General features: G+C 44.2%; 10 protein-coding genes. 3 read left to right on the forward strand and 7 right to left on the reverse strand.

The features are described 5' to 3' along the window. Nucleotides 1-331 precede the first annotated feature (331 nt). Complete coding sequence (gene glgB / locus EFA47_RS18570) at nt 332-2,257, forward strand: 1,4-alpha-glucan branching protein GlgB (protein WP_122644677.1); 1,926 nt, start codon at nt 332-334, stop codon at nt 2,255-2,257. 319 nt (nt 2,258-2,576) lie between these two features. Here glgB and EFA47_RS18575 read toward each other — a convergent pair whose 3' ends face one another. Together EFA47_RS18575 and EFA47_RS18580 are read right to left on the reverse strand one after the other, a co-directional pair. Then, entirely contained in the window at nt 2,577-3,218 is a 642-nt protein-coding gene (locus tag EFA47_RS18575) for a GntR family transcriptional regulator (protein WP_122644678.1), read from the reverse strand. A gap of 74 nt (nt 3,219-3,292) precedes the next feature. Beyond that, nucleotides 3,293-4,042: a creatininase family protein gene (locus EFA47_RS18580; RefSeq protein ID WP_122644679.1), complete on the reverse strand. Its 750-nt coding sequence runs from the start codon at nt 4,040-4,042 to the stop codon at nt 3,293-3,295. A gap of 487 nt (nt 4,043-4,529) precedes the next feature. Between EFA47_RS18580 and EFA47_RS18585 the strand changes: the two genes are divergently transcribed. Together EFA47_RS18585 and EFA47_RS18590 are read left to right on the forward strand one after the other, a co-directional pair. Continuing rightward, entirely contained in the window at nt 4,530-5,966 is a 1,437-nt protein-coding gene (locus EFA47_RS18585) for a purine-cytosine permease family protein (RefSeq protein ID WP_122644680.1), read from the forward strand. A 48-nt stretch (nt 5,967-6,014) separates the two neighbouring features. Continuing rightward, a complete protein-coding gene (locus EFA47_RS18590; RefSeq protein WP_122644681.1) occupies nt 6,015-7,016 on the forward strand; it encodes an asparaginase in 1,002 nt (333 codons plus the stop codon). Nucleotides 7,017-7,027: 11 nt separating this feature from the next. Here the strand turns inward: EFA47_RS18590 and EFA47_RS18595 are convergent, their stop codons facing one another. The 5 genes from EFA47_RS18595 to EFA47_RS18615 all read right to left on the reverse strand — a co-directional run bounded on the left by EFA47_RS18595 (nt 7,028) and on the right by EFA47_RS18615 (nt 12,119). Continuing rightward, nucleotides 7,028-7,654, reverse strand: coding sequence for a V-type ATP synthase subunit D (locus EFA47_RS18595; RefSeq protein WP_122644682.1), 627 nt, complete (start codon nt 7,652-7,654; stop codon nt 7,028-7,030). 100 nt (nt 7,655-7,754) lie between these two features. Continuing rightward, nucleotides 7,755-9,131, reverse strand: coding sequence for a V-type ATP synthase subunit B (locus EFA47_RS18600; RefSeq protein WP_122644683.1), 1,377 nt, complete (start codon nt 9,129-9,131; stop codon nt 7,755-7,757). A gap of 15 nt (nt 9,132-9,146) precedes the next feature. Continuing rightward, entirely contained in the window at nt 9,147-10,913 is a 1,767-nt protein-coding gene (locus EFA47_RS18605; RefSeq protein WP_122644684.1) for a V-type ATP synthase subunit A, read from the reverse strand. After that, nucleotides 10,906-11,493 (reverse strand): V-type ATP synthase subunit E, encoded by a 588-nt coding sequence (locus EFA47_RS18610; RefSeq protein ID WP_164690068.1) that lies wholly within the window; start codon nt 11,491-11,493, stop codon nt 10,906-10,908. Before EFA47_RS18610 ends, EFA47_RS18605 begins: the two co-directional genes overlap by 8 nt. A gap of 317 nt (nt 11,494-11,810) precedes the next feature. Then, a complete protein-coding gene (locus EFA47_RS18615) occupies nt 11,811-12,119 on the reverse strand; it encodes a V-type ATP synthase subunit F (RefSeq protein ID WP_122644685.1) in 309 nt (102 codons plus the stop codon). Nucleotide 12,120: the final 1 nt, after the last annotated feature.

Below are 12,120 nucleotides of genomic sequence, written 5' to 3' on the forward strand. Positions count from 1 at the left end.
GTACCCCGATGCCTGCATCCTTGCTAATTGGATGCCCAATATGTTTGCATCAGGGTTTTTGACTCTGTTAATCCTTACGGCCTGATTGGATGGCCAGTTAGTAAGGCATATAAACTATCGAATATTGCCTGATGATTTTCCTCTTATGTGGGCGGATTTTTCTTTCTTTTTTATGCCATATCAAGTATAATTGAACATATATTAAAGGACAAACTGTCCCATACTTTTTGGGGTGGGCCACAGCTAAGATTGTGAAGCGGAGTATGCCCTAGGGCAGATTTATCTAAAGCTGTTAAGTAATGTACAAAATATGAGCGGTGAGGTGAGCTTTATGGGAAGGAAAAAAACCATGCAAAAAAAGGTTCAGTCCTATGAGATTGGGGAATTAGATCAGTATCTGTTTGGCCAGGGGACACATTATGAGATATATAAGAAGCTCGGTGCCCACAAGGCAACAGTAAAAGGGAAAGAAGGCGTTTACTTTGCGGTGTGGGCCCCTCATGCGAGAAGAGTATCTGTCATTGGAGAATTTAATGAATGGGATTTTGGGGCAGATTATATGGAGCGCCAGGAACCTGTAGGCATTTATAGCTGTTTTATTCCAGGGGTCAAGGAAGGAGATTTATATAAGTTCTGTATAGAGACAGAGCAGGGAAAAAGAATCTTTAAGGCAGATCCCTTTGCCAATTATGCGGAGATGCGTCCCGGAACAGCGTCCAGGGTTACAGATATTTCACATTTAACATGGTCTGATCATGAGTGGTTGGAAGCACGTGAAACATGGGACAATAAGAATAATCCAATGTCTATCTATGAAGTCCATATGGGTTCCTGGATGAGGCATCCTGGCAGGGAGGATGAAGGATTCTACACGTATAGAGAGTTTGCAAAGTCTATTGTGGACTATGTAAAGGATATGGGATATACCCATGTAGAGCTTATGGGTATTGCAGAACATCCATTTGACGGCTCCTGGGGGTATCAGGTGACAGGATATTATGCTCCCACATCCAGATATGGAACTCCTGAAGACTTTGCGTATCTTGTTAATTATCTGCACAGGAATAAAATCGGTGTTATACTGGACTGGGTTCCTGCCCATTTTCCAAGGGATGCACATGGTTTGGCAGATTTTGACGGGACTCCTACATTTGAGTATGGGGACCCCAAGAAAGGGGAGCATCCTGACTGGGGAACGAAGATATTTGATTATGGCAAACCAGAAGTGCAGAATTTTCTGATTGCCAATGCATTATTCTGGATTGAGCATTATCATGTGGACGGACTGCGTGTGGATGCGGTAGCATCTATGCTCTATCTGGACTATGGAAAGCAGGATGGACAGTGGGTTCCGAATAAACATGGGGGGAACCAGAACCTGGAGGCGATTGCGTTTTTCAAGCATTTGAATTCAGTGGTGCTGGGGCGTAACCATGGCGCCGTGATGATCGCAGAGGAATCTACAGCGTGGCCCAAGGTTACTGGGGATCCAGAGGAAGGCGGGCTGGGTTTCAGCCTGAAGTGGAATATGGGGTGGATGCATGACTTTACAGAATATATGAAACTTGACCCTCTGTTTAGGAAAAATGCACATTATCAGATGTCCTTTTCTATGGAATATGCATACAGTGAAAATTATATCCTAGTACTCTCCCACGATGAGGTCGTGCATCTGAAGTGCTCCATGGTTAATAAAATGCCTGGACTGGGATTTGATAAATTTGCCAACCTAAAAGTTGGATATGCCTTTATGATTGGCCATCCAGGTAAAAAACTGCTGTTTATGGGGCAGGAGTTTGCCCAGCTTAGAGAGTGGAGTGAGGAAAGGGAGCTGGACTGGTATCTTCTGGCTGAGGAGCCGCACAGGCAGATTCAGGCATTTTACCGTGATTTACTTCATCTATACAAGAAAAATAAGGCTTTGTTTGAGCTGGATACAGAAGAAGAAGGCTTTGAGTGGATTAATAAGGATGACACATTCCGCAGTATATTCAGCTTTGTAAGGCATTCCAGGGATGGCAAGAGGAATTTACTGTTTGTATGTAATTTTACACCTATGGAACGCCCGGATTACAGAGTGGGCGTACCAAGGAGAAAGCAGTATAAGCTGATTTTGGATGGGGATGATGTCAAGTACGGTGGAAAGGGAGAAGAAAAGCCGGCAATATATAAACCAGAGAAGAAAGAATGTGACGGAAGAAAATACTCTTTTGCATATCCTCTGCCCGCCTATGGAGTTGCAGTGTTTGAATTCTGATTGTATCTTAGGAGATGCCAAAGATGTATTCCTGTGAGCAGCGAGCCAAGGGGACAAATTTATATGTCAGTTGGCGGCCGCCGCCCAGGTCTAATACCTCCATGCCTGCATCTTTGCTAGTTTGATGCCTTATATGCCTGCATCGGGGTCTTTGACTAAATCAGAACAAAAAGTTAAGCTGTGAAAGAGAACAGTAAAATATCCCCGCAGGGAACTTCCTAATACACGGAGTCCTGCGGGGATGCTTTTGTATACTGGAAATACTTTGCATCGGCTCCCAAGTGGATGGAACTATAATCAACCAATGGGACTTTGCCCTCTAATGTAAATAAAGCCTTTTTTCTACAAAATCAATCTGATCTGCTGTAATACGCCGTGCCTGCTCCAAATCCCGCTTTTTGAGTGCGTTTGCAATTTGTATGTGCGTGTTAAGGGCAAGCTCCAGATTTAAATGGCCGTCAATTAACAGATCCCGGCGCAGTAGATTCATAACATTTTCCAGAGCAGAAATCAGGTAAGCATTTTTTGTAATCCGGGAAATGGACAAATGAAACTCAAAGTTTAAATCATTGTATTGATTATAAAAGTTAGAATCGTCCATATCAATCTTTTTATTTGCAAGCTCGGATATCCTCTCTAATTCTGAATCAGAGCCGTATCTGATAGCATGTTCTACTGCCCCGCATTCTAGTATAGAACGGTATTGGCAAAGCTGCTGTAGTTCGGCCAGCGTAAGCTTTTTAATTGTATAACCTTTCCTGGGGATCTTGACTAATAATCCTTCCTGGCACAACGTGTTCAGCGCCTCCCGTGCGGGAGTCCTGCTTACCTGGAATTGTGAGGAGATTTCAGCCTCGGTAATAAAATGTTCGTATTGGTAGACGCAGTTATTGATGTTATTCCTTAACTGTTCAGCAATTGTGTCGGTTACAGAAGCACCATTTTTAGAAGTTACTATCATATGATTACGACCTCCTGTAAAATAGATTTATTATAGATCCAGGATCCCTTTTTGCCTGCATATATGAACCTGGGTTAGTTTGCCGGCTTATATTTCCAATTCGTAGAATCGAGCTCTGCTAAGGTTTTAACCACGTGTTCAACAATCACATCATTCATTTTTTTACCTTTTTCTGCGGTGCCCTTTGTGGCGTCTCCCGTCTGGGCAGTATCTGTCAATTCAGAAAAGTCCCATTTAATCTCCACCTCAGTAGGAAGGTTTGGCACTACGCATGTTGCATATTCTGGTTCGCACCAGTCTGGGAAGAGATAATATGCTATAGATGTCTCCCCTTCGCCTGCATGGCCTAGTCCATCCCAGACTTCAAAGGTGTCTTTGGGCAGAAGATTCCCTGCTGCGACCCACCACTGTGTCAGTGCAGCAATCTGGACAGACGGGTATTTTTCTTTGATTTTTCTGGATGCAATCTCAATTGGGGCGATATTTCCATCATGTCCGTTCATAATAAAAATGTGCTGTATTCCGTTGCGGATTACGGATTCTATAGTGTCGTATAGAACAGCAATAGTTGTATCATAACTTAAAGTCAGTGAAAATGGAAAACTGTCATAGTGGGCACTATATCCAATAGTGATGGGAGGAAGTACGAGCATCCCTTCTACACGGTCTGCAATTTGTTTGGACAGTTTGTAAGCTACTAGAGTATCGCAGCCTTCCGCAATGTGCTGGCCATGTGCCTCGCAGGAGCCAATCGAAATAATGGCCTTATTAAAATTCCCTGTTTTAACCTGATGCGCAGTCATTTTCCATAATTCATTCAGCATAATCATTCTCCTTTAATCCATAAACGGCTGTATCTGTCCCTCATATTCCTGGGGCAGACTCAGCCAACCTGATTGTTTCATAATTATTTCCAGACTATAAAACCCAGACGTAAAACGGTGGTTTGGTATGAACAGGTGGCTGGAAACTATTTGTCTGTGACTAGATTCTTTTATAAAATTGATTTGAGATGACGATGAATTTGTTATATACAATTATAAATATATAATTTTAAATATGCAATAATAAGTAGTACTCTAAATTTAACAAAAAAATTCTGATAATTTTATGAGTATTGACTGTTTTTTTGAAAAATCAGTGATATCGTTGACAATAAAGTATTTCTGTGATATACATGTGATATACATCACGTATTGTGAGAAAATACAATAATTTGTGATGGAATTGCCATACCAGGATTCTTTTAGATGGATAGATTGTGAAGAGTGGATGGATGAGTGATATCTTATCAGAAAGGAATGAGACCATATGGAAGAAAAAAATATGCAGAGTGAAGCCTTGAATAAGGAATTTGAAGATGGCGAATTTATGTTAGAGCCTGTACCGGTAACTGCAAGACGTTCTACAAAAAGTCAATTTATGGTGTGGATTGGTTTTGGCTATGCGGTGACAGGCTTGATTATTGGAGGGACCCTGGGGGGATACGGCGGGACTGGCGGGCTTCCCCCGTTTCAGGCAGTTATGGCGATCATCCTGGGAATGGGGGCATTATACCTTATTACGTCGTTTCTTGGGATTGTGGCACAGAAAACAGGACTGAACCTTTCTTTGCTGTCCCGATTTTCTTATGGGTATAAAGGAAGTGCTATACCGATGATAGTTATGGCGCTGCTGACCCTTGGATGGTTTTCCAGTATCCTTGGAATGATAGGGGATATATGGGGAGCTTTTATAGGAAATCCTTCAGGCATTATAGTCCTTGATCCAGCTAATTTCGGGGTGACAGGCGTGGCGCCTATTACTCTGGAGGTAGTGATTTCCTGTATATTCTGGGGTATTGTATTTACATATACTGCTGTAAGGGGGATGGGAGCAATTGAGAAGGTTTCTGACATATTTGCACCGCTGATTTTGATAGTTGCAGTTGTGGTAGGAGTTATTTTTGTCTTTCAGAGCGGAGGCGTGGGCAGTTTTATTGACGAAGCGAGCGCTCTTGGGGGACTGGGTATGGGGAATGCAGTTACAGCCGTTGTAGGAAGCTGGATTGCCGGTGCTGTTATGGGCGTTGACCTGTTCCGCTTTAATAAAAGCGTTAAGGCGGTTTTTGGGTGTGCCGCGGCATGTTTCATTCTTACAAACCCCATTCTAAATATTGTGGGTTATATCGGGACGGTCCATATTGGAGATTTTAATTATGTGCTGTGGATGCTGGGGGTTAATATTGTGGTTGCCATATTAGGCGTAGTTGTATGGACGACTGCGCTTTGGACCACAGATAACAGTGAGCTTTATTGCAATGCACTTTATACAGGGCCATCCTTAAATTCTTTTGGGATCCATGTTTCAAGAAAGAAATTAGTTATTATAGCGGGAACAATTGGAACAATTCTTGGGGCATTTGCTTTTTACCAACTGTTTTTTGCAAAGTTTATTGATATATTGGGGTCTATGGCTCCTCCATTATGTGCGCCTATTTTAGCAGATTATTTTATTATAGGCAGGAGTAAGGACAAGTATAATATGGCACTTTTAAACAGGCATCCCAATATCCGGTGGGCGGGGGTTATCTCCTTTCTAATTGGAGCCGTTCTGGGATTCTTATTCCAATATGTTGTACCTCTTCCATTAGATTTGCCTTCGGGGTTGGTTGCTATGTTTATTTCCTTTATTGTTTATATAGTAATCTACAAAATAACGCCGGATGCTAAGACTGATGACAAGCTGATTTCTGAGTTGAGTAAATGACCATTGGCTGCCGGTAATTAAAAGCAGATATTTTTCAGGGGATATAAAATGAAAAAAATATTACTTGTTTTAACAGGCGGGACAATCGCATCTGTAGAGACAGAGGAGGGGTTGCGGCCTGGAATTTCCTCGAAGGAATTGCTGGATTATATGTCGGAGATTGCAGATTTCTGCCAGATAGAAACTCTGGAGCTTCTGAACGTAGATAGTACAAATATCCAGCCGGAGCACTGGCTTATGATTGTCAGGGCCATAGAGGCAAATTTCCAGCAATATGATGGGTTTGTAGTTGCCCATGGGACCGATACAATGGCATATACTGCCGCAGCCTTGTCTTACCTTATTCAGAATCCAAATAAGCCGGTTGTGATTACTGGTTCCCAGAAACCCCTGGTTATGACAATAACAGATGCAAGGAAAAATCTTAGAGACAGCTTCAGGTTTGCATGTGAGGAGGATGTAAGCGGTGTGTTTCTTGTATTTAACGGAGAAGTGATCCTGGGCACCCGGGCACGGAAGATACGTTCAAAAAGTTACAATGCTTTTGACAGTATTAATTATCCGATATTAGCTTTTATAGATAATGACAGAGTGATTAAATATGTTGATATACGGGGAACAGGGGGAAAGCCTACATTTTATCACAGGCTGATCCCCAAGGTTTTTCTTCTTAAATTGATTCCTGGTATGAGGCCCGACATTCTAGATTATATAGGGGTTACTTATGATGCGGTTGTTATTGAGAGTTATGGGGCGGGTGGGCTTCCATTTGCAGATGAGAGGAATTTCTTCGAGAAACTTGATAACCTGCTTAAAAGAGAGTGCGTTGTTGTCATTGCTACCCAGGTTATGCTTGAGGGAAGCGATCTAAGGCTGTACGAGGTTGGGGCAAAGGCGATGTCCCGTTACCGGCTTCTCCAGGCTTATGATATGACTATAGAGTCAACAGTTACAAAGCTTATGTGGCTTTTGGGAAAGTATCAAGATTTTCAGAGTATCAGCAAGGGATTTTATGAACCTGTTGCCCATGATATATTGAGATGTGATTAAAAAAAGAGGGCCTATGCCCTCTTTTTTTGCTTCATACGTTTGATGACCTTTAAGCGTGTAAACTCTTCCCTCTCTTTCTCCTCCAGTGCATTTGTGATGCTGTAGACAAGCTGTGTGTACATGGGGATTGTTATATTTTGCAGGGCATTGGCACGCTTTTGTGTCTTTTTGATATTGCTGGCCAGGCGGTAGGCTGCATTTTCTACCATAGATAACTTTACTGTCAGATCTTTAACTTTATGGAAAGCCTCTGTGGCAAGATCAATGGACTCCTTTGTAGTGCTGAAAGAGTAGGTTGGAGACTGGATTCCAGGACTATATTTTACATGGGGGATTTCGGTTCCCATGATGCTCCGGGTCTGAATCGTGATAGAGTTTTCTATGGGGACTGTGTAAGCAAGCTGGGCTACCATATTAATGCCATGTTCAATGTTGGCCCGCTGCAGGCACTGATATGCATGGGTGAAGGTAGTATCGATTTCATCCTGGATATCCCGGGCCTCTTCGATCAGATCCATGAGTTCCCTTATCAGAATATTCCTTTTTTTATCCATTAGGTCATAACCTTGCTTGGCCAGTGCAAGTGAGTTCTTGGCCAGCATAAGATTTCCTTTTGTGGGAAAGGTGCGTGGATCCATGAAACCTCCTCCTTTCGTGAGTTTTCTGAAAAGTCTGAAAATGGAGAGCAAAAGGGACAGTCCCTTTTGCAAAGGGGACTGTCCCCCTCTGTTTTTATCTCTACCCTTCTCTATAGTATTTTTCCAGTATTTTGGTATCTACCCGGTCTAATTCTTCCCGCGGGAGCAGGCCCAGAAGCTCCCAGCCTAAATCCAGGGTTTCTTCCATAGTGCGGTTTTCACCGGGCCCCTGCCCTATATAGCGTTCCTCAAATTCTTTTCCAAATTGTAGATATTTTTTATCAATTGGCGAAAGTTCATCTTCACCAATTACGGATGCAAGATTACGTGCGTCCCCAACTTTGGCATATGCTGAGAATAGCTGGTTTGCCAGATCCTGGTGATCCTCTCTTGTGTACCCTGCCCCTATGCCGTCCTTCATTAATCGGGACAGGGAAGGGAGGATATTGATGGGAGGATAGATGGACTGGCCGTGCAGCTCCCGTTCGAGCACTATCTGCCCTTCAGTGATATAGCCTGTCAGATCGGGGATGGGATGAGTAATGTCATCATTGGGCATTGTCAAAATAGGAAGCTGTGTTACGGATCCGTTGATCCCCTGTACGATACCAGCACGTTCGTATATTGTTGCCAGCTCGCTGTATAGATATCCGGGGAAACCTTTACGGCTGGGGATTTCGCCTTTGGAGGAGGAGACCTCGCGCATTGCCTCCGCAAATGAGGTCATGTCGGTCAGAATAACAAGTATGTGCATGTTCTGTTCAAAAGCCAGATATTCTGCTACAGTGAGCGCCACTTTCGGAGTGATAAGACGTTCTACAACAGGGTCATTGGCTAAGTTAAGAAACATGGCCACATGGTCTGCCACGCCGCTCTCCTCAAAAGTACGCCTGAAGAAGTCTGCCACGTCGTGTTTGACGCCCATAGCCGCAAATACAATGGCAAATTGTTCATCCGAATTCTCGCCCAGGGATGCCTGTTTTACGATCTGTGCCGCCAGCTGGTCGTGGGGCAGTCCGTTTCCTGAGAAAATAGGAAGTTTCTGGCCCCGTATCAAGGTAGTCAGGCCATCGATAGCAGATATGCCTGTACGGATATAGTTCCTGGGGTACTCACGCATAACTGGATTCAGGGGCAGTCCGTTTACATCTCGTTTTAATGTAGATGTAATAGGCCCCAGGCCGTCTATAGGCTGCCCAATACCATTGAAAGTACGTCCCAGCACATCAGGGGAGAGGGCAATTTCCATGGGATGTCCGGTCAGCCGGGTATGTGTATTTTTGAGGGACATATTCTCAGAGCCTTCAAATACTTGTATAATAGCTTTATCCTCGTAAATCTCCACGATACGGCCGATTTTCCGTTCAGTTCCATCGATAACAAATTCAACAATTTCATCAAAGAAGGCATCTTGAATGCCCTCCAGCGCAATCAGAGGGCCGTTAATACTGCTGAGGCCTAAATATTCTATTGACATAAAGTTTTTCCCTCCCTATGCATTCTTTTCCAGGACGCGCTGATAAAACGCATCTATGTCACGTCTGTATTGTGCGAACATTTCCGGCCGGTCATTTGGAACATCATATTTAATGGCGATGACCCTGTCAAATATATTTTCCGACTTTAGGACAGACATGGGGTGCCCCATTGTCACAAGGGCCCGGGCCTGCTTATAGAGATACAAAATGGTGTCCATCATCAGGAATTGTTTTTCCATGGATACACAGGTATCATCCTTGTGAAATGCATTTTGCTGCAGGAAACCAAGACGGATAACCCGGGCAATTTCCAGAACTAGCTTTTGGTCATCGGGGAGGACATCGCTTCCAATAAGTTTTACAATTTCCAGGAGGCTGCTCTCCTGGTTTAAAAGAGCCATCAGGCGGTTGCGGTAATCTACGAATTTAGGAGATACATGGTCCTGGTACCAGGGTGACAAGTCACCTAAATATTCGCTGTAGCTTGTGAGCCAGTGGATGGCAGGAAAATGCCTTGCATAAGCCAGGCTCTTATCGAGTCCCCAGAAACAGCGCACAAACCGTTTGGTATTCTGGGTGACGGGTTCGGAAAAATCACCGCCCTGGGGTGAAACAGCACCGATAATTGTGACTGAACCATCGCTTCCATTTAGGTTGTGCATCATGCCTGCCCTTTCATAAAAAGCAGACAGACGGGAGGCAAGATATGCCGGAAAACCTTCCTCAGCGGGCATTTCCTCCAGGCGTCCGGACAATTCACGGAGTGCCTCTGCCCAGCGGGATGTAGAGTCGGCCATAATGGCTACGTCATATCCCATGTCCCGGTAGTATTCAGCCAGGGTCAGTCCTGTATAAATGCTGGCCTCCCGGGCGGCAACGGGCATGTTAGATGTATTTGCAATCAGCGTAGTGCGGTCCATCAGGGGATTGCCTGTCTTGGGATCTGTAAGCTCTCCAAACTCTTCCAGAACCTGTGTCATTTCATTCCCGCGCTCCCCACAGCCAATATATATAATAATATCTGCATCAGACCATTTTGCTATCTGATGCTGTGTCATAGTTTTTCCTGTCCCGAACCCTCCCGGTACTGCCGCAGTGCCTCCTTTGGCAATGGGAAACATAGTATCTATGATACGCTGGCCAGTGACCAGTGGAGTTGATGCCGGGAAACGGTGGTGGGTAGGGCGGGCCACACGTATAGGCCAGCGCTGTGCCATACTTAAGGATTTTTGGGTACCATCCTGTAATTCAATAGTTACGATTGTCTCCTCAATTGTATATTCCCCATCCCCGGCAGCCTCTATAACGGTACCTTCCAGATTAGGCGGCACCATACATTTATGGAGGATTGCATGTGTTTCGGGCACTTCTGCTATAATATCCCCTCCATGCAGATAATCACCCTTTGAAACTGTAATGTGGGTTTGCCATTTCTTTTTAGTATCCAGAGAGTCTACGCTGACACCTCGTGTGATAAATGCTCCCCCAGCTTGGGCAATCTTTTCGAGAGGGCGTTCAATACCGTCAAAAATATTGTTCAGAATACCCGGCGCGAGAATAACGGATACGGCATTCCCAGTTGCCACCACTTCCTCACCAGGCCGCAGCCCGGTAGTTTCTTCATAAACTTGGATAGTAGTCAAATCTTTGTCCAGGGAAATGACCTCACCAACCAGCTTTTCCTTCCCCACATATACCATTTCTGACATACGGAAACCCGTGTTGCCTTTCAGGTAAATGACAGGGCCGTTAATTCCATATATTGTTCCAGTATTAAGCAATGCCGTCACCCCCTAAAAACATGAAATTGTCGTATTCATTCTGAAGGGCCGTTTTAAAGGAATTATCAATCAGGATATTTCTGCTGCGTATAACTGCACGCATACCCCCTGTAAAATCTTCCGCACTTATGGTCAGCCTGGCCCCGGAGGCATCTTCTAAATCATGGATGCGGTTTTCATCAGAGGGGTTGATGTAAATAGTCATAGAATCCCCTGAGGCAAAAGCAACCGCTTTGCGAATACACTTTACAAGATAATCCTCATAGGCATCTGTCTTCATAAAATCCTGGATAAGTATGCGGACTTCATCAAAAACTTTATCCTTCAGTTCCTGCTGCACTTTTCCCTGCATCCGCTTTAATTCAATTTGGGATTTAGCCATGACCTGGTTTAACTGCTGTTTTGCGCTGATTGTTTCTGCTTTTATACGGGTCTCTGACTGGCGAATGGCCTCTTCTTTATGATCCTGCAATACTTTTTCCAGTGCGTCTGTATAATTGTCAATGATCATATTTCCCTCGGCCCGGGCCTCTTCCATAGAGAGGGCCTGTAAATGTGAGATTTTTTCTTCCAGAGTCAAGAGGGGTACCTCCTTTTATACTTTAATTCTGCGGTTTTAAGGCAGGACTGCCCGAGGGGGCATAAATTTACAGGATACCCTTTTAGGTATCCTTATACGCTGCTTATCTGTGCCCATCAGAATATGCCTTATCTGAAGGGATATCTTATAATTCTGCGGGCGTCTTTTATTTCCCCGGACAACGAGCCAAGGGGGACATGTTTCCATATCTGTTTGGCGACTGCCGCCAGGGGTTAATGCCCCATGTCCTGCATCGCTGCTAGTTTGATGCCCTGTATGCCTGCACCGGGGACTTTGACTTCGTATATTGGCAATTGTTATAGCTTCAGGCCAATAGCCTCAGTAATGTAAGAGGTAATGAAATCCTTTTGCCGCCCGGTTCCATGCCTGTCAGGAATTTCTATTAGAAGAGGCATCTTTCTTTCCAATCGGAACTCATCAATAATATCAGGAAATTCCCTGCCAAATTTTTCGGTCAGGAGGACAATTCCAATCGTTTTGTCTTGGAGCACCTTCCGAAGCGCCTCATGAAGCTCGTTGCGTTCATGGACAACCACGCCGTCCACTCCTGCAAGGCGCATTCCTGTATAAGTATCCACGTTATCACTAATTAAATACATTTTCATT

It is taken from the genome of Luxibacter massiliensis (assembly GCF_900604355.1).
GTDB lineage: Bacteria > Bacillota > Clostridia > Lachnospirales > Lachnospiraceae > Luxibacter > Luxibacter massiliensis.